Source organism: Pseudomonas sp. PA-7-1E (assembly GCF_021605325.1).
Taxonomy (GTDB): domain Bacteria; phylum Pseudomonadota; class Gammaproteobacteria; order Pseudomonadales; family Pseudomonadaceae; genus Aquipseudomonas; species Aquipseudomonas fluorescens_BV.
This window is the reverse complement of sequence record NZ_WKFA01000013.1, coordinates 1-23,288: the sequence shown is the minus strand read 5'-3', so window position 1 is coordinate 23,288 and position 23,288 is coordinate 1. Positions and strand designations below refer to the sequence as shown.

General features: G+C 60.9%; 19 protein-coding genes and 1 pseudogene. 9 read left to right on the top strand and 11 right to left on the bottom strand.

The window, feature by feature from the left end:
* Window positions 1-5 precede the first annotated feature (5 nt).
* On the bottom strand, window positions 6-1,496 hold the full coding sequence (pdxR, locus tag GIW79_RS11100; RefSeq protein WP_236452517.1) for a MocR-like pyridoxine biosynthesis transcription factor PdxR: 1,491 nt from the start codon (window positions 1,494-1,496) through the stop codon (window positions 6-8).
* Between the two features lie 77 nt (window positions 1,497-1,573).
* On the opposite strand from pdxR, the gene GIW79_RS11095 reads away from it, so the two are divergent.
* Window positions 1,574-3,235 carry a M24 family metallopeptidase gene (locus GIW79_RS11095; RefSeq protein ID WP_236452518.1) on the top strand — a complete coding sequence of 554 codons (1,662 nt, stop codon included), beginning with the start codon at window positions 1,574-1,576 and terminating at the stop codon, window positions 3,233-3,235.
* 182 nt (window positions 3,236-3,417) lie between these two features.
* On the opposite strand, the gene GIW79_RS11090 is transcribed toward GIW79_RS11095, so the two are convergent.
* From GIW79_RS11090 to GIW79_RS11065, 6 genes are all read right to left on the bottom strand, one after another.
* Entirely contained in the window at window positions 3,418-5,157 is a 1,740-nt protein-coding gene (locus GIW79_RS11090; protein WP_127881408.1) for a dipeptidase, read from the bottom strand.
* A gap of 95 nt (window positions 5,158-5,252) precedes the next feature.
* Window positions 5,253-6,470: a phospholipase D-like domain-containing protein gene (locus tag GIW79_RS11085; protein ID WP_054897854.1), complete on the bottom strand. Its 1,218-nt coding sequence runs from the start codon at window positions 6,468-6,470 to the stop codon at window positions 5,253-5,255.
* A gap of 56 nt (window positions 6,471-6,526) precedes the next feature.
* Entirely contained in the window at window positions 6,527-7,174 is a 648-nt protein-coding gene (locus tag GIW79_RS11080) for a MotA/TolQ/ExbB proton channel family protein (protein ID WP_034127225.1), read from the bottom strand.
* A 25-nt stretch (window positions 7,175-7,199) separates the two neighbouring features.
* Window positions 7,200-9,485: a TonB-dependent receptor gene (locus GIW79_RS11075; protein WP_034127226.1), complete on the bottom strand. Its 2,286-nt coding sequence runs from the start codon at window positions 9,483-9,485 to the stop codon at window positions 7,200-7,202.
* A gap of 24 nt (window positions 9,486-9,509) precedes the next feature.
* Complete coding sequence (locus tag GIW79_RS11070) at window positions 9,510-10,238, bottom strand: energy transducer TonB family protein (RefSeq protein ID WP_054921700.1); 729 nt, start codon at window positions 10,236-10,238, stop codon at window positions 9,510-9,512.
* 2 nt (window positions 10,239-10,240) lie between these two features.
* Window positions 10,241-10,648, bottom strand: coding sequence for an ExbD/TolR family protein (locus GIW79_RS11065; RefSeq protein ID WP_014717774.1), 408 nt, complete (start codon window positions 10,646-10,648; stop codon window positions 10,241-10,243).
* Between the two features lie 190 nt (window positions 10,649-10,838).
* Between GIW79_RS11065 and GIW79_RS11060 the strand changes: the two genes are divergently transcribed.
* Together GIW79_RS11060 and GIW79_RS11055 are read left to right on the top strand one after the other, a co-directional pair.
* Window positions 10,839-11,393, top strand: coding sequence for a GNAT family N-acetyltransferase (locus GIW79_RS11060; protein ID WP_034127227.1), 555 nt, complete (start codon window positions 10,839-10,841; stop codon window positions 11,391-11,393).
* Window positions 11,390-12,961, top strand: coding sequence for an alkaline phosphatase D family protein (locus tag GIW79_RS11055; RefSeq protein WP_236452519.1), 1,572 nt, complete (start codon window positions 11,390-11,392; stop codon window positions 12,959-12,961). The genes GIW79_RS11060 and GIW79_RS11055 overlap by 4 nt, the downstream gene beginning before the upstream one ends.
* Before the next feature lie 90 nt (window positions 12,962-13,051).
* Here the strand turns inward: GIW79_RS11055 and GIW79_RS11050 are convergent, their stop codons facing one another.
* The gene (locus tag GIW79_RS11050; protein WP_034127270.1) at window positions 13,052-13,693 is read right to left on the bottom strand and encodes a serine-tRNA(Ala) deacylase AlaX; all 642 of its coding nucleotides are present in this window, start codon (window positions 13,691-13,693) and stop codon (window positions 13,052-13,054) included.
* An 89-nt stretch (window positions 13,694-13,782) separates the two neighbouring features.
* On the opposite strand from GIW79_RS11050, the gene GIW79_RS11045 reads away from it, so the two are divergent.
* On the top strand, window positions 13,783-14,715 hold the full coding sequence (locus GIW79_RS11045; protein ID WP_236452520.1) for a LysR family transcriptional regulator: 933 nt from the start codon (window positions 13,783-13,785) through the stop codon (window positions 14,713-14,715).
* Between the two features lie 138 nt (window positions 14,716-14,853).
* Here GIW79_RS11045 and GIW79_RS11040 read toward each other — a convergent pair whose 3' ends face one another.
* Together GIW79_RS11040 and GIW79_RS11035 are read right to left on the bottom strand one after the other, a co-directional pair.
* Window positions 14,854-15,261, bottom strand: a complete 408-nt coding sequence (locus tag GIW79_RS11040; RefSeq protein WP_003190109.1) for a PA2817 family protein — start codon at window positions 15,259-15,261, stop codon at window positions 14,854-14,856.
* Window positions 15,262-15,336: 75 nt separating this feature from the next.
* Window positions 15,337-17,784, bottom strand: coding sequence for an acyl-CoA dehydrogenase (locus GIW79_RS11035; RefSeq protein ID WP_236452526.1), 2,448 nt, complete (start codon window positions 17,782-17,784; stop codon window positions 15,337-15,339).
* A 190-nt stretch (window positions 17,785-17,974) separates the two neighbouring features.
* On the opposite strand from GIW79_RS11035, the gene GIW79_RS11030 reads away from it, so the two are divergent.
* From GIW79_RS11030 to GIW79_RS11015, 4 genes are all read left to right on the top strand, one after another.
* On the top strand, window positions 17,975-18,634 hold the full coding sequence (locus GIW79_RS11030; RefSeq protein WP_054897863.1) for a transglutaminase-like domain-containing protein: 660 nt from the start codon (window positions 17,975-17,977) through the stop codon (window positions 18,632-18,634).
* A 56-nt stretch (window positions 18,635-18,690) separates the two neighbouring features.
* A complete protein-coding gene (locus tag GIW79_RS11025; RefSeq protein WP_032892575.1) occupies window positions 18,691-19,308 on the top strand; it encodes a glutathione S-transferase family protein in 618 nt (205 codons plus the stop codon).
* Between the two features lie 135 nt (window positions 19,309-19,443).
* Entirely contained in the window at window positions 19,444-20,376 is a 933-nt protein-coding gene (locus tag GIW79_RS11020) for an ABC transporter ATP-binding protein (RefSeq protein ID WP_014717781.1), read from the top strand.
* Window positions 20,373-21,152: an ABC transporter permease gene (locus tag GIW79_RS11015; RefSeq protein ID WP_005786689.1), complete on the top strand. Its 780-nt coding sequence runs from the start codon at window positions 20,373-20,375 to the stop codon at window positions 21,150-21,152. Before GIW79_RS11020 ends, GIW79_RS11015 begins: the two co-directional genes overlap by 4 nt.
* Window positions 21,153-21,327: 175 nt before the next feature.
* Here the strand turns inward: GIW79_RS11015 and GIW79_RS11010 are convergent, their stop codons facing one another.
* The gene (locus GIW79_RS11010) at window positions 21,328-21,867 is read right to left on the bottom strand and encodes a TetR/AcrR family transcriptional regulator (protein ID WP_014717782.1); all 540 of its coding nucleotides are present in this window, start codon (window positions 21,865-21,867) and stop codon (window positions 21,328-21,330) included.
* A gap of 91 nt (window positions 21,868-21,958) precedes the next feature.
* On the opposite strand from GIW79_RS11010, the pseudogene GIW79_RS11005 reads away from it, so the two are divergent.
* Window positions 21,959-23,134 (top strand): annotated as a pseudogene (locus GIW79_RS11005) (MFS transporter); the annotation flags it as partial.
* Between the last annotated feature and the right edge of the window lie 154 nt (window positions 23,135-23,288).

Sequence of the window (23,288 nt, the reverse complement as noted above, 5' to 3'; positions counted from 1 at the left end):
GTTTTTCAGCGCCTGCCCATGGCGTTCATCGCCTGGGCCAGGCGCTGAGTGGCTTGCTGGATTTCGTCCCGGTCGAGGGAGGCAAAGCCCAGGCGCAGCGCGTTTACCGGTTGGTCGTTGGGGGAAAACTGACGACCACTGCGCGCCACAACGCCGTGGTCCAGTGCGGTGCTTGCCAACTTATCGACGTCTATTTCTTCCTCGAAACGTACCCATAGCGCCAAGCCACCCTCGGGCTCGCGCACGTGTATGCGAGCACCAAACGCCTGATCCAGGCAATCTTGCAATACCGTGCGGCGCGCCCGATATTCTTTCGACACGCGGCGCAAATGCTTCTTCAACTCCCCGTCATTGATCAGGTCTGCCAGCATGGCTTGAGCGACCGCGTCGGTATCGCCTAGCATCAGCGCGGCATTGCGTTGCAGGGCTTCAATCACAGAGGTGGGCGCCACGATATAGCTGCAGCGGAACGTCGAGCCCAGCACCTTGGACAACGAGCCGATGTAGAGCACATGGCGTTGGGCGCGGTCACTGGCCAGCGGCAGGTAAGGGCGGCCACTGAAATGGTATTCGTGGTCGTAGTCCTCTTCGATAATGCAGAAGTCATGCAGCGCGGCCAACGTCAGCAAGTGCTGCCGGCGTGCAGCGTGCAAGCTCACGGTGGTGGGGAATTGGTGATGAGGCGTGAGGTAAATCATGCGCACCTTGTGCTCACGGCATAAGCGCTCGATCTGGTCTGTGCGGCAACCTTCATCATCAATGTCGACCGTGACCAACTTCGCCCCGAGCTTGCGGAAAATTTCCCATGCCGGTGGGTAGCTCAGACGTTCCACCAGGACCACGTCGCCGGGCTTGAGCAGCAGGCTGGCGCTCAGGAACAGGGACATCTGGGTGCCCTGGGTCAGGCAGATATTTTCGGCAGTGACCGTCAGCCCACGGTTGTTGCGCAGCATTTCGGCCAGGGCGCAGCGCAAGTGATAGCCGGTGCCTTCGCTGCCGTAGCGCACGGTATTGGAGGCAAAGCTGTTGCGCAGTGCATGGCGATAGTAACGGTGCAGAACTGCCTGGGGCAGCAGGCGGTGGTCGCTGGTGCCGTTGTCGAAAAACAGCGCATCGCGCCGATGCTGTAGAGCGACCACTTGGGCGTTATGGGTGAAATAGGGTACCAGCGGTTGCTCCAGTAACGGCGGCGCGAATGACGGTTGCGTAACGCTGGGCAGGTGTTTGAGTGTCAGCTTTACATTGACGAAGGTGCCACGGCGCGGCTCGCTGGTCAGCCAGCCCTTGGTCATGGCTTCTTCGTAGGCCAGGATCACCGTCTTGCGGTTGACGTCGAGCAAGTGTGCCATTTCCCGCGTGCCCGGCAGTAACGTCCCGGGCGGCAGGCGGCCTTCGAGGATGGCATTGACCAAGCCTTCGGCGATCTTGCGGTAAGTCGCCTGGCTTGCACCTTCTTCAAGCCGGAGCAGTGGACGCCATTTACGCATCTGGACCATCTGAAGTATCCAAATCTGGAGGTTTTAATGGGCCTAGTCTAGCGCAACAATCAAGCCTTACTTATCCCGAGGTCTTTATGAATAAACGTCATGTCATCGAACTGTCGCCCTCGGGGAAAAGCTTTGAAGCGGGCGATGAACTCTTGCTCGAGGCCATGCTCGCCAGTGGCCTGGCCGTGCCGTTCTCCTGCCGCCGTGGCGCCTGCGGTTCGTGCAAGGTGGTGGTCGCCGAAGGTGCGTACCGGGCCAAACGCCTGGCGCCGGGTGCGCCGCAGCCTTCTTATCCTTTGGCAGCCAATGAGATGTTGTTATGCCAGAGCCACGCCTGTGGCGACATGCGCCTGCATATTCCCGGCTGGTCGCTGGATACCCCCGCGCTGGTAGTGGCGGCGCAGGTTCACAGCAAGCGTGCGCTGGGCCCCGATGTGATCGAGTTGGTATTGATGCCCGAAACCCCAGTGGCGGTGCGGGCTGGCCAATACCTCAAGTTCCACCTGGCGGACGGTGACACGCGCTGCTTCTCGATTGCCAACCTGCCCGATGAGGACGATGGGCGCTTGGTCTTCCAGATTCGCCGGGTGAGTGGCGGGTATTTTTCCGAGGGTATCCTGGGGGGTCTCGCCGTGGGTGAGCGTCTGCACGTGGAAGGGCCGTTTGGTGCCTGTACCTGGCAGGACGATGAGGCGGCGCCCGTGGTGCTATTCGCTACGGGTACTGGTTACGCGGGCATCAAGCCTATCTTGCTGACCGCGCTCAAGCGCGATGCCGACGTGACGTTGTATTGGGGCGGCGCGCAATCGGCAGACTTTTATGACAGCGCTTTCCTCGACCACCTGATGCTTGAGCATCCCCGTTTTCGCTGGCATCCCGTGCGGTCCTCCGAGGGCAGGGTTCAGGAGGTTGCAATGAGTCATGGGCATCAGTGGGAACAGGCCCAGGTCTATGCGTGCGGCAACGGTGCAATGCTCGGCCAGGTACGCATCCACTGCCTTGAAGCGGGGTTGCCCAGCCACCGGTTTATCGCGGAGGCGTTTGTCGCCAGTGGTCGGTCAAGTGCTGGAGCAGTCTCCCTATCGTTTGACCCGGTGTGGGAGAAAGTCGGCCCGCGTTATTCCTTGGACGGCATGCTGGCGGCGCGGGAAAAATCCATACGTGCCCTGGCGGTGATTGCCAGCCAGTTGAAAGTCGGCATGACCACCGGCGAGGCCCTTGAGATGGCCGCGAGGCAACTGCAGGCCATGGGCGCTTCGCACACTTGGCATCCGACCTACATTCGTTTTGGCGCCGACACTGTGCGCCCACCGCGCGAGGGTATTGATCGTCAGCGCAGGCTGCGCGCTAATGACATTGCCGTGGTCGATCTTGGCCCGGTGTGGGATGGCTACGAAGGCGACTATGGCGATACGTTTGTGTTTGGCGATGGGCCGTTGCACCAGGCCTGTACGACGGCCTTGCATGAAGTCTTCGATGAAACACGCCAGGCGTGGCTGCGTGGTCTGACCGGGCGTGAGCTCTACGACTTCGCCGAGCAGAGCGCTGCGTCAAAGGGCTGGAGGCTGGCGCGCAACCTGGCGGGGCACCGCCTTGCGCATTTTCCCCATGCATTGTTCGAAAGCAAGGAGTTGGCTGACCTGGAGATCCCACCGAGTGAAATGGCCTGGGTATTGGAGATCCAGCTGTGCCATCCCACTGAGCCGGTGGGGGGGTTCTTTGAGGACATGCTGATGTTGCAAGGCTGAAGAGCTGTCATTGTTGCCGAGTCGTGTTTGACGCGATGGCCCTGCAAAGCGAGATCTCACCCACACCGCCGATCCCCTGTGGGAGCTGTCGAGCTTCAGCGAGGCTGCGAAAGCGGTGGTTCAGGCGCTGAAGAGGGTGCCTGTGCCGCTGCCTTCGCAGCCTCGCTTGGGTACCAGATGGGTCAGAGCTTCGGCAATTGCCCGACGCGGCCCATCATTTCGGTGACGATCTGCAGGTCCAGCAGGAACTGGTCGACGGTTTTGAATTCGCTGTCGGTGTGCCCGGTGTACTTCTCTTCCGGGCGGGCCAGGCCGAATTGCACGCCGTTGGGCAGGTCGTGCACCGAGGTTGCGCCGGCCGAGGTGCCGAATTTGTGCGCCATGCCCAGGTTTTCAGTGGCCACTGCCAGCAAGGCTTTTACCCATTCGCCTTCAGGGTTGCGGTACATCGGCGTGTCCAACGAGTAAGTGAAGCTCACGTTGACCTTGGCGTTCTTGTCCCAGGCGTTCAGCTTCTGTTCGATTTGCGCCTTGAGCGCCTCCGGGGTTTTACCTTTCGGTGCGCGCAGGTTCACGGCCAGTTTGAAGGCTTTGTCATCCTGCCCCACAAACGTCAGCGAGGTGGTCAACGGCCCCATGAAATCATCCGCGTAGCCCACACCCAATTTGCCGCCCAGGTAATCCAGGCCCCAGTTGTCGGCGGCATAGCGCGCGGCATCGGTGATGTGGTTGTGCTGGAGGGCGACCTTGCCGTCGAGGCTGTGGATCAGGTCCAGCATGCGCGCCACCGGGTTGACCCCGGTTTCAGGCTCGGAAGAGTGAGCGGATACGCCGGTAACCGTGAGTTTGACATCCTTGCCATCGACCTTGGCCGTCACTTGGAAGTCGCCACCGTTGCGCTTGGCATAGTCGGCACCGGCCTGTTGCAGGCTGGCGGCCAGTTCGGCGGGGGTGTCGCTGACCAGCGTGGCCACCGAGGCCGATGGAATCTGGTTGTTCGCCTTGCCGCCGGTCATCGCGATGATTTCTGCGCCTTTGCCTTCGCCCTTGCGCACCGGGAAGGTGGCCATCACGGTACCCGAGCCTTTTTCGGCTATCACCACCGGGTAACCGCCATCCAGCGCCAGGTTGTATTGCGGCACGGGGTTGCGTTCGAAGTAGTAAGGAATGGCATCACCGGCGGTTTCTTCAGTGGTGTCTACCAGCAGTTTGAACGTGCGCGCCAGTGGCAGTTTTTCTTCCTTGATCACTTTCATGGCGTACATCGCCACCACGATGCCGTTCTTGTCATCCTCGGTACCGCGGCCATACATGCGGTCGCCAATCAGCGTGACCTTGAACGGGTCGAGTTTGGTACCGTCTTGCAGCACCCAGTTTTCCGGGGTAACGGGCACCACATCGGCATGGGCGTGCACACCCACGACTTCATCACCGCTGCCTTCCAGGGAAATTTCGTACACGCGGTTGTCGACGTTACGGAAGTTCAGGTTGAAGGACTTGGCCAGGGCCTCGATCTTTGCGGCAATCTTGAGGAATTCCGGGTTTTTGTACTGTGGCAGACCGTCTACGTTGAACGTCGGGACTTCCACCAGTTCACGCAGGGTTTCGAGCGCGGCTTTGCCATATTTAACGCGGGTGTAAATGCCCAGCAGGCGATTGATCTCGTTCTGTTGCTCGGCGCTCAGGGGTTTGTTGCCCACAAACGCGCTGATAGCCGGGCCGGTGTCGGCCGCTTTGCCCAGCTCGCCCTGGGCCAGAGTGCCGAGGAAACCGCGGAAATCGGTAACCGAGGTCTCGTTGAACTGCTTCAGGATTGCCGTGCTCTGGTCCGCGCTGATGTTGGCGAATGCGGGCGTGGCGACGGCCGAAAGGCTGGCGGCGAACAGGGTGGCAACCGCCAATTGCTTAAGTGGAAAGTGCATGGTTGAAGGCATTCCTTTGCAGGTAGTGAGTAGGAGATTTCTGACGGAAGAGACAGAAACATTTCCACACACTACCATTACTCAGGTGCCCAAGGTCAATGCTGGCCAGGGTGGGGCGCGGGATACTCTTGCGTCACGCTCAAGGCTCTAGCGTAAGGCCCATCCCACAGTTGTTCATGCAACTGGCCTACACGCCTGGCCATCGCCTCACTGCGCATCACCACCTCCAGATTGCGCGAATTATCCAGGTAGCCGCCCAACCAATTGCTGGTGCCGACCCACGCCACTTGCCCGTCGATCTCCATGGTTTTGCTGTGTATCACCCGCGCATAAGGGATAAAGCCTTGCTTGGCTTCGGGCAGGGTGACGATCTTGATCTCAATATTGGGCAGCACCACCAGGCTCTTGAGATAGGGCAGTTCCAGCGGGTCGGTATTCCAGTTGGACACCATCAGTTTGATCGACACGCCACGGGCTGCGGCGGCGCGCACGGCGTTGTCGATCACCGCGTAGTACGGCCGGGTTCGATCCGGTCCGTAGGACAGCGGCGCGTAGTCGAGCAATTGCACGCGCACCTCTTTTTGGGCTTCGCCCAGCAGGCGCGGCAGTTCCAGCTGTGAGTCGCCCACGCCGGGCGGGTTGTAGCGTTGCGGGCTGGCCACCAGGTAGTTGCCGGTACGTGCGGGTGCCGGGCCGCTGGCGGGTAGCGGCACCGGTTGTTTACCCTCCAGCGCTGCCTGGGCTTGCCAGTCTTGCTCGAAGATCGCCTGCACCTGGCCCACCACCGTTTCGTCAGTGATCCGCAGCCCGGTTTCGTGGATATGTTCCAAGGCGCGCCAGTCGAAATTCTGACTGCCGACAAACGCCTGCTTGCCATCCACCAGCAGGTACTTGGCGTGGATGATGCCGCCGCTCAGTTGCCCGTAGGGCAGCACGCGCAAGGTCAGGTTGGGAATGGCGCGCAAGCGTTCCAGGGTGGCGGCATCCGACAGCTTGATGCCTTTTTCTTCGAGCAGGAAACGAATCTTCACGCCGCGTTTGCCGGCGGCTTCCAGGTGTTCAAGCACGCTGTTCATCACCGAGCCAGGGTGGTCCGCGGCGTAGAACTGGCCGATATCAATGTGGCTTTTGGCGCCGTCGAACAGCTCGATCCATACCGGGCCGGGCTGGCGCAAATCGTCGGTGCCCAGGGCGGTGTCCACAGGCACGGTATGCACCAATTCAAAACCTGGAATGGAAAAGTCCGCCTGGGCCAGCGGACTGAGGAGCAAGCCGGTCAGGCCGGCAATACGCAACTTTATCGAAAGGGACATAAGCGTCTCATCGCACCAAAGGTAAAGGCGAGCGCCCAAGGCGCCCGCCCTGCAGGTCAGGCTGTGCGGCTGTGCAGCGGGGTGGGCACGCGATGAGTCACTTCATCCTGTGCGCGGGCGCCGGTGGCGGCGCGGATCAACAGGATCTTCAACTGGTCGTTGATGCGCTCCAGGCTGTCCTGGAAGAAGTTGTGGAACACCACGCAAAAAAGCGCGATGGCGATACCTAATCCCGTGGCAAACAAGGCCGTCCCGATACCACCGGAAATCTGCCCTGGGTCCGATACGCCCGCGGTGGCCAGCGCCTTGAAGGTGTCGATGATGCCGAGAATGGTGCCCAGCAGGCCCAGCAGTGGGGCGGCGGTGGTGATGGTCTCGATGATCCACAGGCTGCGGGCCAGTGGGGCGCGGGTCTTCAGGTATTGGGTATCGATTTCGTCGTCCAGGTCCTTGCGCGAACCGTGGGTCGCCTTCTGGGCCAGCACCGGCAAGATCATGTTCAGCGGCAGGCTGTCGCGACGGCTCAGGTTGTCCGGCAGGTCACGCTCGCTGTGCACATTGGCGCCCAGGGCGTCGATCAATGCGCGTGCCTGGCGGCGTACGTAGGCGAAGTAGATACCGCGTTCGATGGCGATGAAGATCGCAATGGCCATCGCCGCGTACATCACATAGAAAGTGACGTCGTGGAGCAGGTTCATATCCATGATGGTGTTCCTCTTGGGGTGAGTCTTAGAAATTCGCTTCCAGCGAAACCGTGACGGTACGGTCCAGGCCGACGATGTACGCGGGGTCGCCATCGCGGAAACCGCTGTAGCTGGCCGCGTTGGTCTTGGTGGTGTACACGCCGTCCAGGTATTTCTTGTCGAACAGGTTGTCGACGTTCAGGCGCAGGGTCGCGTCCTTGACCACTTTCTTGTCCACCGGCAGGTAAATACCGGCGCCGAGGTTGAACACGGTGCGACCGGAAATCGCCTCGTCGTTGGTCAGGTCGCCGTAGAGCTTGCTGGTGTACTTGCCACCGAAGGTGCCGTAGAAGCGCCCATCGTCATACCCGATGTTGGCCGCCAGCATGTTCTTGGGCACGTTGGCGAACTGCTTGCCACTGGTGGGCAGCACGATGGGTTTGCCGGCGTTGTAGACGGTCAGGTCATCCTGCTGCTCGGCCTTGGTGTAGGTGTAGGAGGTGTAGTAATTGAAGTGGTGGGGCAACTGGCCGCTCCACTCCAGCTCCAGGCCTTTGTTGACCACGGAGCCGGCGTTGATGTCGGCAAAGTCACCGTTGATGTCCCGGGACGAAACCTGGCGGTTCTTGAAGTCCATGTAGAACAGGGTGGCGGCCAGGTTCATGTCGTCGCCGCTGTAGCGCCAGCCCAGTTCATGGTTCCAGCTGGTTTCCGGTTCGGCGTCGATCGAGCCGGCGCCTTTGTCGTAGAGCACGTAGTTCTGCGGTACCCGCATGTTGCGCGACAGGCTGTAGAACAACTGGTCACGCTCGTCCAGCTGGTATTTCAGGCCGGCGTTGGGCAGCAGTTTGTTGTAGGTCTGGTTACGTTTTTCCGGGCGTTCGTTGAGGCTGCCGTGGTTGGTGCCTTCACGCTCGACGTTCATGTAGGCCAGGCCTGCGATGAGGGTCCAGTCCGGGTTGATGTACCAGGTGTCCTGGGCCCAGACCTTTTGCGCTGGCGTCACGGTGAAACGGTCGCGACCCTGCACGGTGTTGCCGTTGGCATCGACGATGGCGCTGTTGGAATCTGGCCAGGTATCCACTGGCTTGCCGTTGCTCTTGAGCGGAATGAACGGCTGGGTCTGGCTCTGGCGTGCGCGCTCGTACCAGTAACCGAATTGCAGGCTGTGGTCGCCAAGGTCCCAGGTCAGCTTGGTGGTGATACCCGGACGCCAGGTTTGCGTGCGTGAAGGGCGGTAGTACACGCCGCTGTTGGGTGTTCCGTCGGCGTTGTATTGGGCGGCCGTGGGCAGGTTGCCGAGGTCGAACACACCGCCCTGGTTGGAGCCACGGTTGAGGGCATAGCTGGATGAACCGACGCCGCTGCCATTGCCCCAGTAGTAATACGGGATCACCGACAGTGCGAGGTTATCGGCCAGTTTGAACTGGGTGTTGAGCACGGCGGTAAACGTCTGGAACGGGTTCTGCGCCAGGGCGTAATAGCTGTTGTACTTGCCGTTGCTCCCCACGCTGGGTGTTGCCGGATAAGGGTCGTACTTGCGGCCATATTGCTGGAACTGCGCCTTGGTCAACTGGCTGTAACTGTTGTTGTCCTGCTCGTGGTACTTGAGGATCAGGTTGGCGGTGTTGCCATTGCCAGCGTCGAAAAAGCTGTTCCACTCCACCTTGTCCGCGCGTACCGCGCCCGAACCGCGCCACATCTCACCTTCGGTATGGGACACCGACAGCCAGTTGCTCAGGCCGTTGATTTCGCCGGTATTGAGGCGGGCAAAAGTCTTGCGCGTGGCATTGCTGCCGACGACCTGTTTGACGAAGGCGCCGGTTTCCTTGGTCGGGCGAATGGTCACGATGCCAATGTTGCCCCCGCTGGAACCAATGTGCGGGCCGTCGGATTCCGAAGCGCCCTGGGTGACGAAGATCTGGTCGATGTTTTCCGGGTCGCCCAGCAGGTTGGAATACAGCGCGTAGTTGCCGGAGTCGTTGATCGGCATGCCGTCCACCGACATGCCCACCTGGTCGGAGTTCATGCCGCGCATGGTGAAGCGAAAGCCCGACAGGCCGGTGTTGTCTTCACTGGAGATGTTCAAGCCTGGGGTGTACTTGAGTTTGTCGATGGCATTGCCGGTGGCCGCCTGTTTATCCAGTGCTTCCTTGGTCACCGTGGAGCGGCCCTTGATGCTTTCCTCCGGCACCATGTAACCGCCCCCGGCGGTCGCCTTGCCTTGTACCCCAATGGTGCCGACATCACTGTCGCTGGTCTCTGCCATGACCAGTCCCTGGCTCATGCTTGTCGCGGCCACAAGTGCCAGATGAATACGGGTGAACTTCATCACTGTCGTCCTGGTGTCGGGTGCTTATTGCACGCTGTAGTTGAAGGTGGCGGTGAAGCGCTGCTCATTTCGCCCCCCGAAGGCCTGCTCGGGGAACGGTTTGACTTGCTTGATGCGACGCAAGCTGTTGGTGGCTGCCCGGTTGAGCAACATGCTCGAGGCCTGGGTTTGTAAACCTGAGTCGAGGACGCGGCCCTGACGGTCTACCAACAGCCACACCACCACCTCGCCGCTCGGGCGTTCGAGGGACGCCTGGCGCCCGGTGGGGTACTGCTTGTAGGTGTCCAGTTCGTTGCGCAAGCCTTTGAGATAACCGCTTTCCAGGGCCTGGCCATCGACCTTCGGTGGCGCCGGTGGGGCAGGCGTCGGTGCCGCTTGGGTGACGGCGGCCGGGGCTGGCTTGGCGGCCACCGGTGGCGGCGTCGGCACGGGCTTGGCGACCACGGGCGCAGGCTTGGGCACAGGTTTTGGCTTTGGCTTGGGTTCGGGTTTTGGCAGCGGCTTGGGCGGTGGCGGCGGGGGCGCCGGCTCGGCCTCTTCCTCTTCAATCACCGGCGGTGGCGGTTCTTGCTCCACCACCGGTTCCGGTATGACTTCCGGTTCCGGCTCAACCAAGGCCAATTCGACCGCCGACTCGTCATACACCGGCTCGACCTTCAACGTCTGGGACTGGATACCCAGTGCAATCAGCACCAGGGCGATCAGGGCCGGAACACTGCCCAGCAGCTGACGCGCACGAAACAGAACGTACATGATCAGGACTTACGCGTGGCGATGGACACGGAGGTGAAGCCACCCAGGCGCAGGGTGTCCATCACTTCCACCAGGCGCGAAACCTCCACGCCTTTGTCGCTGTTGACGATGATCGTCGACTTGGTATCGGGCTTTTCGGCCGCCTTCAGCGCCGGCACCAGGGCCTCCACCGTCAGGTCCTTGCCGTCCAGTTGCAACTGGCCTTCCAGGCCCAGGGTGAGGATGAATTTGTTTTGCGGCTTGAGCTGCTGCGAACTGCTGGCGCTGGGCAATTGGGTCTTCATGCCGAGCGCGGGAATCACGTTCAGGCTCACCAGTACGAAAAACACCAGCAGGAACATCATCACGTCGATCATCGGGATCAGCTCGATGTGCGCCTTGCGTTTCTTGGGTTCGTCCCAGGTTCTCATTCCGTTACCCCGTCATTGAATTAGGGGCAAAACGCTAACAGCCAAAAATGACCGATTGGTTAACTTTAATTGACCGTTTAGAGGCTCTAGGACGCGTCTTTCAGAAAACTTACCGGTCAGTTTTCGGGCGTAATGAAACTGACACTCGGGGCATCCATGCTTGAGAAATTTATCTTGAGAGCCGGCTCCCATGCCCACTGCACTGCCTCAATTGACGACCCCGCGACTGCTGTTGCGCGCCCTGCAAATGCATCAGGCGCAGGTGCTTTTCACGCTTGCCAACGGGCCGAAAATTGCCGACAACACGGCGAACATTCCATCGCCCTACACCTTGGAAACCGCCCAGGATTTTATTGCCGGGGCCGCCGACAAGTACCGCACCGGTGAACTGCTGAACCTGGGGATGCATGTGCGCAGCACTGACGAATTGGTCGGCATGGTCAGCCTGCGCATCAACGCTCGCCATCACTATGGGCACTTGGGTGGCTGGGTGGCGGCGCACTGCCGTAACCAGGGATATGCGGCTGAAGCGGCGAGCGCGGTGATGGACTTCGGGTTCGAGGCGCTAGGGTTGCAGCGCGTGGGCAGCCAGTGTTTCGCGCGCAACAAGGAATCGGCGCGGGTCATGGAAAAGATCGGCCTGCGTTATGAAGGCTGCATGCGCCAGGCGTTTTTAAAGAACGGCGTGTATGAGGACTTGCTCGGGTTTGCCACCGTGCGCGACGACTGGGAGCGCTGCCTGTGAGCGGCGAAGTGGACCACGGCCGGCGCCGGGTCCTTGGCGGGCTGGCGGTCGCTACCGCGTTTTCGATTCTCAGCCCGTTTGCGCGCAGTGCCGGGGTGGATTATCCGTTCACCCTTGGCGTGGCTTCCGGTGACCCGTTGCCAGATGGCTTTGTGATCTGGACGCGCCTGGCGCCGTTGTTCAACGCCGCGGATGGCCGTGGCGGCCTGAGTCGCTCGGTGCCGCTGCGTTGGCGGGTGGCCAGCGATGCGGCGATGACGCGCATTGTGAAGCAGGGCGAAGTACTGGCGACGCCGCGTTTCGCTCACGCAGTGCATGTCGAAGTGGCGGGGCTGGCGGCGGATCGGCCGTATTGGTACCAGTTTGAAGGGCTCGGTGCGCAGAGCCCGGTGGGCCAGTCGCGCACGATGCCGCCGCTGCAGGCCATGGCCTCGGCCCGGCTGGGGTTTGTGTCCTGCTCGCACTGGGAACGTGGCTATTTCAGCGCCTACCGACACCTTGCCGCCGAGCAGCCGGACCTGGTGTTTTTCCTCGGTGATTACATCTACGACAGTTCCTATGCTGCGGAGTCGGGCAAGGTGTTTCGTTCGCACGGCAGCGGCAATGCGCAAAGCCTGAGTGATTACCGCAACCGCTACGCACTGTACAAGACTGATCCAGACCTGCAGGCCCTGCACGCCGCGGCTCCCGGCGTCGTAACCTGGGACGACCACGAAGTACAGAATGACTACGCCAACCGCTGGTCCCAGGACCCGAAGGTGGCGGTGGCGCAGTTTCTCAAGCAACGGGCCGCGGCGTACCAGGCGTTTTATGAACACATGCCCCTGCGTGCCAGCAGCGTGCCGAAGGGGCCGGACATGCGCATCTACCGGCGCCTGGACTATGGGCGGCTCGCGCGTTTTCATGTGCTCGACGGTCGCCAGTACCGTTCCGAGCAACCCTGCATCGCGGCCAATGGCAGCCACCAAGGGCATATTGTCACCACCCCTTGCAGCGACCTGCGTGACCCTGGCCGCACGTTGCTCGGCTGGCAACAAGAGTCTTGGCTGGACCAGGGGTTTGCCCAGTCCAGTGCGCAGTGGAATGTCATCGCCCAGGATTTGCTGGTGGCGCCGCTGATGCAGCGTGACTTGACCAACCATAAGCTTGGCCGCTGGACCGATGGCTGGGATGGCTACATGGCGAACCGCTCACGGATGCTGGCGTCGATCGTGCGCAATCGCGTGAAGAACCCGGTGTTCTGGGGAGGGGATATACATTCGTTCTGGGCCACCGACCTGCATCTCGACGCCGACAGGCCAGACTCGGCGGTGGTCGCCACCGAGTTCGTCGGCTCGTCGGTCACCTCAGATGGCCCTCCCTACGACGCGTTCATGAAGATCATGCCGCTCAACCCCCATGTGAAGTTTTTCGACAGTCGCCAGCGTGGGTATGTGTCGGTGGAGTTGGCGGCCAACACCATGTTGACGAATTTTCGTGCGATCAGCGACCCGCGTGACCCGGCGGCGACGGTGTCGACGTTGAAGTCGTTCATCAATGAATCGGGCCAGCCGAGCGTGGCCCTGTAGGAGCGAGCTTGCTCGCGAAAAACCAAAGGGCGCCGATGGGAATCAGGTGCCCCGCGTTATCGTTAACGGTCTTCGTGAGCAAGCTCGCTCCTACAGTGTCAGGGTATCAGCGAGGCTGTAGCGCACCGAGAGCGCGCCTTTTTTCTCCGACAACGCCAGGATCGTTACCTGGCCCAGTTCGCTCAACGCTTGAACATGCGTACCGCCACAGGCGTACGCCGGTAATTCGCCGAAGCCGACTTCGCGGGTGCCGTCTTCCAGCGTCATATGGCGGGAATAGTCGGCGGCGATCCATGTGTTGACCCACTGCTGGAGCGCCTGCGCATCCATGTCTTGCGCGGTCTCGCCACGGATAAAAGTGATCTTGCCTTCGCCGGGCCAATGGTGGGCCTTGATCGGCATCCAGCCCAGGCGTTCGCCGGCATTGCCGATCAAGTGCCCCGCCGAATGCAGACGCGTATGCAAGGCGCGCCGCTGTGCGTCGACTCGTGCAACGACGAGGCCGGGCTCCAGAGGTCGGTCGACGTAGTGCACCACCTGTTCGGCTTCCTGCATGACTCGCAGCACCTGGCTGTCGCCGAGCCAGCCGGTGTCGGACGGCTGGCCTCCGCCTTGAGGATGGAAAATGGTCGACTGCACAATCACGGCGAATTGCTCTTCGTACGGGGTGCAACTGAGCACTTCCAGCTCGGCCGTCAGGTGGTCGTGGGTAAAAAACAGGCGCTCGGTCATCATCTACATCCGCATCAGGGTTCTGTGGGCAGTATAAATAGTGCGCAGATGGGTGATAATCCGCTCAATTATCAATGGACCTGTGCGTCATGAGCATCAATCTTCCTTTGCCGCTATTGGGTGAAATGGCGATTTTCGTCAAGGTCGTGGAAACCGGCAGCTTCTCCGAAGCGGCGCGGCAACTCAGCGTTTCACCTTCGGCGGTGAGCCGCAGCATCTCGCGCCTGGAACAAGCCCTGGCCACGCGCCTGCTGCAACGCACCACGCGCAAGCTGCGCCTGAGCGAGGGCGGCGAGGAGGTATTCAAGCGTTGCCAGGAGATGGTCAATGCGGCGCGCTCGGTGATGGAAATCAGTGGGCAATTTACCCATGAAGCCGAGGGCCTGGTGCGGGTCAGTGTACCCAAGGCGGTGGGGCGATTCGTGGTGCACCCGCATATGCCGGAATTTTTGCGGCGCTATCCCAAGGTGGATGTGCAATTGATCCTGGAAGACAGGCATGTGGATTTGATCGACGACAACGTCGACTTGAGCATCCGCATCACCGACAGCCCACCGCCAGGTTTGGTCGGGCGCCAACTGTTGCCCATCGAACATTTGCTGTGCGCGACGCCGCAGTACCTGGCCGAGCACGGTACACCGAGCCATCCCCATGATCTGCTCGGGCACAGTTGCATCTATCTGGGTGAGACAGCGGGAGATTCACGCTGGAAGTTTCGCCAGGCTGGCAAGGCGGTAACGGTCGGCGTACGCGGCCGGTATGCGGCGAACCACACCGGGGTGCGACTGGAGGCTGCGTTGCAGCATGTCGGGATTGCCAGCTTGCCGTATTTCACCGCGCGGCACGCATTGGAAGCAGGAGATTTGGTGCAGGTGTTGCCGGGGTGGGATTTTATTGCGTCGTACCATGGCGAGGCGTGGTTGCTGCATTCGCCCACACGTTACCTGCCGCCGAAGTTGCGGGTGTTTATCGATTATCTGGTGGAGTGCATGGCCAGGGAGCCCACGCTGCGCCGACGGTAGGAGCGCGGTTGCTCGTTCCCACGCTCTGCGTGGGAATGCCACCTGGACGCTCCGCGTCCTGCCTTTATGCCTGTGCACGGGTGACGCAGAGCGTCACAGGATAGGTTCCCACGCAGAGCGTAGGAACGAGCATAGTTGTCAGTGCTTGCTCTGGTCCTGAGGCATCGCCAGCAGCTGTTTTTCCTGGTTCCAGTCGAACGGTTCGTCGTTCTGTTCGGCTTCATAGCGACGTTCTTCCAGGGCCTGGTACAGGTCCAGTTCTTCGTCGGGCATGAAGTGCAGGCAGTCGCCACCAAAGAACCACAGCAGGTCACGGGGCACCAGGTGGGCGATTTGCGGGTAGCGCAGGATGACCTGGCTCATCAGGTCCTGGCCCAGGTACTGGCTTTCGATCGGGTCGATTGGCAACAGGGCGCGCAGTTCGTCGAAACGCTCCAGGAACAGCGAGTGGCTTTCCTCGGGTACCTGTTCGGCTTCGCCGACGGCAACCAGGATGCTGCGCAAGTGGTCGAGCAAGACAAGATGATCGGCAACGACGTTGGACACGAGATAAGGCCTCTAAAGCAAAAACGGGCGCGGGAGTATAAGCCTCTCGCGCCCGTTTTTATATGACCGCCCGACTCAGCGGACTTTACCTTCTGCCTGCATCAGCTCTTCCTTGCTGAAATCATCCACGTCGATCACCTTGCGTCGCGCAGCCTCGGCATCGCGCAAGGTTTGTGCCTCGGCCGGTTGCAGCACGCCGGCCTGCAGGGCTGCGTCGATGGCATGCTCGCCGGCAGCCGGCTTGACCTGGCCGCTTTTGAGCGCGCTGTGGAGTTTTTTCTGCAAGGGGTGACTGGCACCGAGCAGGTCGTAGGCATGTTGCAGGGCGCCCACGGGATCTTCTGCTGATTGCGGGCGATAACAGCCGGCCAGCAATTCTTCCAGGGTCGGGTCGCCTTTGGCGCGGCCGATCACGGCTGCCACTTCGGCATCCAGAGCGTCGGACGGCCCGGTATGACGACGCCCGAACGGGAACACGATCACCCGCAACAGGCAGCCCAGCACCTTGTTCGGAAAGTTGCTCAGCAGCTCATCCAATGCGCGTTCCGATTCGCCCAGGCTTTCTTCCATGGCCCAGGCAAACAGCGGCTCCAGATGGTCCGGCGAGTCCAGGTCGTGATAACGCTTGAGCGCCGCCGACGCCAGGTACATGTGGCTGAGCACATCACCCAGGCGAGCGGACAAGCGTTCGCGGCGCTTGAGCTCGCCACCCAGCAACATCATGCTCAGGTCGGCCAGCAGGGCAAACGCAGCCGCCTGGCGGTTCAGGGCACGGAAGTAGCCCTGGCTCAAACGGTTGCCCGGGGCTTTTTCGAAGTGCCCGAAGCCCAGGTTCAGCACCAGGGTGCTGGCGGCGTTGCTGACGGCGAAGCCGATGTGTTGCATCAGCAGGCCGTCGAATTCCTTCAACGCCTGGTCATGGTCTTCGCGGCCGGCCAGGGCCATTTCCTTGAGCACGAAGGGGTGGCAGCGAATCGCGCCCTGGCCGAAGATCATCAGGTTACGCGAAAGGATATTTGCGCCTTCCACGGTGATGAAGATCGGTGCGCCCTGCCAGTTGCGGCCCAGGTAGTTGTTGGGGCCCATGATGATGCCCTTGCCGCCGTGCACGTCCATGGCGTGGCTGATGCACTCACGGCCGCGTTCGGTCAGGTGATACTTGAGGATCGCCGACAACACCGACGGCTTCTCGCCCAGGTCCACGGCGTTGGCGGTGAGCATGCGCGCGCTGTCCATCAGCCAGGCGTTGCCACCGATGCGTGCCAGGGCTTCCTGGATGCCTTCGAAGGCCGACAGCGGTACGTTGAACTGTTCGCGCACCTGGGCGTATTGCCCGGTCACCAGGCTGGTGAACTTGGCGGCGCCGGTGCCGACGGCGGGCAGCGAGATCGAACGGCCGACCGACAGGCAGTTCATCAGCATCATCCAGCCCTTGCCGAGCATTTCCTGGCCACCAATCAGGTATTCCAGGGGGATGAACACATCCTTGCCGGAGTTGGGGCCGTTCATGAAAGCGGCGCCAAGCGGCAGGTGACGACGGCCGATTTCCACGCCAGGGGTGTCGGTAGGAATCAACGCGAGGCTGATGCCCAGGTCTTCTTCTTCACCCAGCAGGTGGTCTGGGTCATGAGCCTTGAAGGCCAGGCCGAGCAAGGTCGCGACGGGGCCGAGGGTGATGTAGCGCTTTTCCCAGTTCAGGCGCAGGCCGAGGGTTTCCTTGCCTTCCCATTCGCCTTTGCAGATCACGCCGGTGTCGGGCATGGCGCCCGCATCGGAGCCGGCCAGCGGGCCGGTGAGGGCGAAGCACGGGATGTCGTCGCCACGGGCCAGGCGCGGCAGGTAATGATTGCGCTGTTCCTCGGTGCCGTAGTGCAGCAGCAGTTCGGCGGGGCCGAGTGAGTTGGGGACCATCACGGTGGAGGCCAGGTCACCACTGCGGGTCGCGAGCTTCATGGCGACCTGGGAGTGAGCATAGGCGGAGAAGCCCTTGCCACCGTACTCCTTGGGAATGATCAGGGCGAAGAAGCCATGGGTCTTGATGTGTTCCCAGGCTTGCGGCGGCAGGTCCATGGCCTGGCCGATTTCCCAGTCGCTGACCATGGCGCAGAGTTCTTCGGTGGGGCCGTCGATGAACGCCTGCTCTTCCTCGGTCAATTGCGCCTTGGGGTAGGCCAGCAATTTGTCCCAGTCCGGGCGGCCACTGAACAGCTCGCCGTCCCACCACACGGTACCGGCATCAATCGCATCGCGCTCGGTCTCGGACATCGGCGGCAGCACTTTCTGGAACCAGCTCAACAGCGGCTTGGTGAAGTATTGGCGGCGCAGGTCAGGCAGCAACAAAGGCGCGGCCACCACGGCCAGGAGTACCCAGAGGATCAGCAGCAGCCAACCCGGTGCGTGGCTCCAGGCGCCCATCGCCAGCAGGTAGACGGCGACCACGCCCAGGGCGGGCAGGGGGGCAGTACGGCGGTGTGCCAGGTAGGCAATGCCGACCACCAGCACCAGTATCCACAACAACAGCATATTCAATCCTCCGTGAACCAGGGGCGAAACCACCAGGGAGCTTAGTCGGCATCCGAACAAGCCGGGTGATCAGGGTGTAACAAGGTGTACTGGGCAACCCATCAGCCGGCGCCGGCATTTGGCCGAATCGTCGTTATCTCTCTGGCAGGCCTGGTGGTTAAACTCCAGGCTCCCCTCGGAGATCAAGCTCATGAATACGTACTTGAGTCCCAGCCGCTTCATCGATAGTGACCACCCTGTGGTGGTGGAGTTCGCCGAGAAACATCGCGGAACCCGCCCGGATTTAAGTGACCAGGCAGTCAGTCTTTACTACGCCGTGCGCGAGGCCATTCGCTACAACCCCTATACCTTCAGCCGTGACCCCAACACCTTGAGCGCCAGCTTCGCCCTGGCGGCCGGCGAAAGCTACTGTGTGCCCAAAGCTACGTTGCTCGCCGCTTGCGCGCGCCACTGCGGCATTCCCGCACGCATTGGCCTGGCGGACGTGCGCAACCACCTGTCCACACCGCGACTGCTCGCTCTGCTCAAAAGTGACGTGTTCGCCATGCACGGTTATACCGAGCTTTACCTGAACGGCCGCTGGGTCAAGGCCACTCCGGCGTTCAACCAGCAACTGTGCGAAGTGTTCGACGTGCCGCCGTTGGAATTCGATGGGCTGCACGACAGCGTGTTCCACGCGTTCAATCGCCAGGGCCAGCGTTCTATGGAGTACGTGGTGGACCACGGGCAATTTGCTGACGTGCCCGAAGCATTTTTCTTCGGGCATATCCGCCAGTGCTACCCGCACCTGTTTGGCGACGATGCGCCCACCTTGCTCGGCGATATGCAGGGCGATTTAAGCCGCGGCTGAACCGGCGTATGCTGCTGCGTTCATCAAGCCATGTTCATCAACGATAAGGCGCGGTCATGCTGAAGATCTGGGGTCGTAAAAATTCATCAAACGTCAGGAAAGCACTGTGGTGCGCCGAGGAACTCGGCCTGGACTATGAAGCAATTGATGCGGGCGGGGCTTTTGGTGTGGTCGATACCCCGCAATACCGGGCCATGAACCCCAATGGCCGGGTGCCGGTGATCGAAGATGGCGACTTTGTGCTATGGGAATCCAACACCATCGTGCGTTACCTGTGCGCCAAGCAGGCATCGGACTTTTACCCCAGCGACCTGCAAGCCCGGGCCAACGCCGAAAAGTGGATGGACTGGACCACTTCCACGCTCGCCGATCCGTTCAAAGCGGTGTTCTGGGGCATCGTGCGCACCCCGGCTGACCAGCAAAACTGGGACAGCATCAATGCCGGGCGCCAAGCCTGTATCGACGCGCTCAAAACCGTCGAACAAGCCCTCGCCGAGCAACCCTACCTGTCCGGCCAGGCGTTCGGCATGGGCGATATTCCCTTGGGCTGCTTCATCTACGCCTGGTTCGAGATGCCCATCGAACGCCCTGCCATGCCCCATCTGGAGGCCTGGTACCAGCGCTTGCAACAGCGCCCGGCCTACCGCAAGGCGGTGATGACCGCGTTGACTTAATACACACTATTAATACGGGTGACTGTACTTGTGCGGCATGGGCACGCACCATGCTCGCACTGCATCGCAGGTTGAACTACCTGCGGTGTGCCTTTATCTATTCTTTCTATTCCCTTCTTTGGTGCGTACTTCCATATGAGTTCCGCTCTGTCCATCCGGCAGCTAACCAAAACCTACGGCAACGGTTTCCAGGCCCTGAGTGGTATCGATCTGGACGTTGCCGAAGGTGACTTCTTCGCCTTGCTCGGCCCCAACGGTGCCGGCAAATCCACCACCATCGGCATTCTCTCCACCCTGGTCAACAAGACCAGCGGCACGGTGAACATCTTCGGCCACGACCTGGACAAATCCCCGGCAGCGCTCAAGCGCTCCATTGGCGTGGTGCCCCAGGAATTCAATTTCAACCAGTTCGAAAAGACCTTCGACATTGTCGTGACCCAGGCCGGCTACTACGGCATTCCGGCGAAAGTCGCCAAGGAACGCGCCGAGCAGTACCTGACTCAACTGGGCCTGTGGGACAAGCGTGACGTACCTTCGCGCTCGCTGTCCGGTGGCATGAAGCGACGCCTGATGATCGCCCGCGCGCTGGTGCATGAGCCGCGCCTGTTGATCCTCGACGAACCTACCGCCGGCGTGGACATCGAGCTGCGCCGCTCGATGTGGACCTTCCTCACCGAACTGAACGAGAAGGGCATCACCATCATCCTCACCACCCACTACCTGGAAGAGGCTGAGCAGTTGTGCCGCAACATCGGCATCATCGACCACGGCACCATTGTCGAGAACACCAGCATGCGCAACCTGCTGGGCCAGTTGCATGTGGAAACCTTCCTGCTCGACCTGAAGAACAACCTGTCGGTGGCGCCGCAGTTGCTCGGCTACCCAAGCCGGCTGGTGGACAGCCACACCCTGGAGGTGCAGGTGGACAAAGCCATGGGCATCACCGCGCTGTTCACCCAGCTGGCGACTCAGAACATCGAAGTGTTGAGCCTGCGTAACAAAACCAATCGCCTTGAGGAGTTGTTCGTGTCCCTGGTGGAGAAAAATCTGGCGAAGGTGGCGGTATGAGTTCCGAACTGCAACCCAACCTTGTCGCGCTGCAAACCATTGTCTATCGCGAAGTGAAGCGCTTTACCCGGATCTGGCCGCAGACCCTGCTGCCGCCGGCGATCACCATGGTCCTGTACTTTGTGATCTTCGGTAACCTGATCGGCCGGCAAATCGGCGACATGGGTGGTTTCACCTACATGGAATACATCGTGCCGGGCCTGATCATGATGTCGGTGATCACTAACTCCTACGGCAACGTGGTGTCGAGTTTCTTTGGCAGCAAGTTCCAGCGCTCCATCGAAGAGCTGATGGTCTCGCCGGTGTCACCGCACACCATCCTCATCGGCTACACCCTGGGCGGCGTGTTGCGTGGCCTGATGGTGGGGGTGATCGTGACGCTGCTGTCGCTGTTCTTTACCCACCTGCAGGTGCATCACCTGGGGGTCACCATTCTGGTGGTCGTGCTGACGGCGACGATCTTCTCGCTGCTAGGCTTTATCAACGCCGTGTTCGCACGCAACTTCGATGATATTTCCATCATCCCGACCTTCGTGCTCACGCCGCTGACCTACCTGGGCGGGGTGTTTTACTCCATCACCTTGCTGCCGCCGTTCTGGCAGACGGTGTCCCTGGCCAACCCGGTACTGCACATGGTCAACGCCTTCCGCTACGGCATTCTGGGCGTGTCGGATATCAAGATCAGTGTGGCGATCACCTTTATGATCGTTGCGACCGTGGTGCTGTATATCGGTTGTGCGCGGTTGCTGGTGAGTGGGCGTGGGATGCGTACATGATGTGGGATTGGAAATAACAAAACGGCCTCATCAGAGGCCGTTTTTTATTGGATGCACACAGAACAAATGTGGGAGCTGGCTTGCCTGCGATGGTATCGACTTCGCTTGACGGGTGTACCGAGGTGTCTGCATCGCAGGCAAGCCAGCTCCCACATTTTGTGTCGGCGCACGCGCTTCAGTTTTTTAGTGCCAGCTCGATCAGGGCATGCAGTTCTTCTACCGCCAAAGGCTCTGCCGAAAACAGAATACGAAACACCGTCGGTGCGGCGAGCAGGTTGATCAGATGGTCAACGCTCGGCGGCTGTTCCTGCGGGTAGCGGTCAACAATCACCTGCAACTGCCCACTCAGGATGCTCACGCAATACCCTGGCGTCGGGCTGCTTTGCACGTCGCGCATCATGTTGCGGCCTACGTCCGAACTCATCTCATCCAGGTATTGCTCGGCCCAGGCTTGCAGGTCGCCACGCAGGCTGCCGGTGTTGGCCGGTTCGGTATCGGGGCGCATACGGGCCAGGGCGACGTCGGCGAGCAGTACTGACAGATCGCCCCAGCGCCGGTAAATGGTCGACGGCGTGACGCCTGCACATGCCGCAATCATCGGCACGGTGACGCTGGAACGCTCATGGGCCTCCAGCAATTCGCGCACCGCCCTGTGGACGGATTCTTGTACCCGGGCACTGCGGCCCCCCGGGCGGAGGCCTTCTTTGATCGCCATGGGCAAGACCTTAACACAAAGAATTTGCTTTAAGCGCCAGCGAATAGCACACTGCATAAAAGCAAAATATTAGCTTTAGCGGAGCGTGCCTATGTCCAGTGTCATCTCTCAGCGGTCCAGCCTGGCGTTTCTAGTGATCATGGTGCTGACCTTTCTCGCCGCCTCCAGCGCGCCGACGCCGTTGTACCAGGTGTATCAAGACCACCTGCATTTTTCGGCGGCCATGCTCACCGCCATCTTCGGTGTCTATGCCGTGAGCCTGCTGGCGGCCCTGCTGACGGTGGGGTCGCTCTCGGATTACCTGGGGCGCAAGCCGGTGATCTTCGTCGCGCTGCTGCTCAATAGTGTGGCGATGCTGCTGTTTATCAACGCGGACAGCACCGCCTGCCTGCTGGCCGCCCGCGCGCTGCAGGGCTTCGCGACTGGCACTGCCACAGCGGTATTGAGTGCGACGCTGCTCGATACCGACCGCGTCCGCGGCCCGATGCTCAACAGCCTTGCACCGATGCTCGGCATGGCCAGTGGCGGCCTGGGCAGCGGGCTGCTGGTGGAGTTCGCACCGTGGCCAACCCAATTGATCTACTACACCCTGCTGGGCTTGATGGTGTTGCAGGCTCTGTATGTGTGGCGCCTGCCTGAAACGGTCAGTCGCATACCCGGCGCCTTGAAGTCCCTGGCGCCAACCCTGCATGTGCCGCCGCAGGCGCGCCGCGCGTTGTGGCTGGCGATGCCATTGAATGTGGCCGTGTGGGCGCTGGGTGGGTTCTTTTCCTCGTTGGCACCGTCGTTGGTGGGTGTCGCCACCGGGTCGACCTCGCACTTGATCGGCGGCGGGCTGGTGGCGGTGGTGACCTTGAGCGGCGCGGTGATGATCTACAGCCTGCGCAACCACGCGGCTGACAGGGTCATGCGCGTGTCGGCTGCACTGCTGGCCGTGGGCGTGGGGTTGCTGCTGGTTGCCGTAAACATCGCCAGCCTGTGGCTGTTCTTTGTCGCCAGTGTGATCGCAGGCCTGGGCTTCGGCGGCGGCTTCATGGGCAGTGTGCGCAGCATCGTGGGCCTGGCGTTGCCCCATGAGCGGGCGGGCCTGATGTCGGCGTTCTATGTATTGAGCTACCTGGCGTTCTGCGTGCCGGCGTTGTTGGCGGGTAACCTGAGCCGCGTCTTTGGGCTGATCGCGACCACGGACGGCTACGGTGCGGTGCTTATCTTGCTGTCTCTCGGCGCGCTTGTTGGGTTGTTGTGGCGGGGCAAGGCGGAGGGAAGGGGCAGGGGCTGGTTACGAATATTATTTTTTTTTTTTTCACCACTCCCAGCCCCCGAGACCACAGGACAAAAAACGTATGTCGTCTTTTTCTTTTAAAAAAAAAAAACAAACAGACACAACAACCTACCCATCCGTTACTCTCTCTTCTCTAATA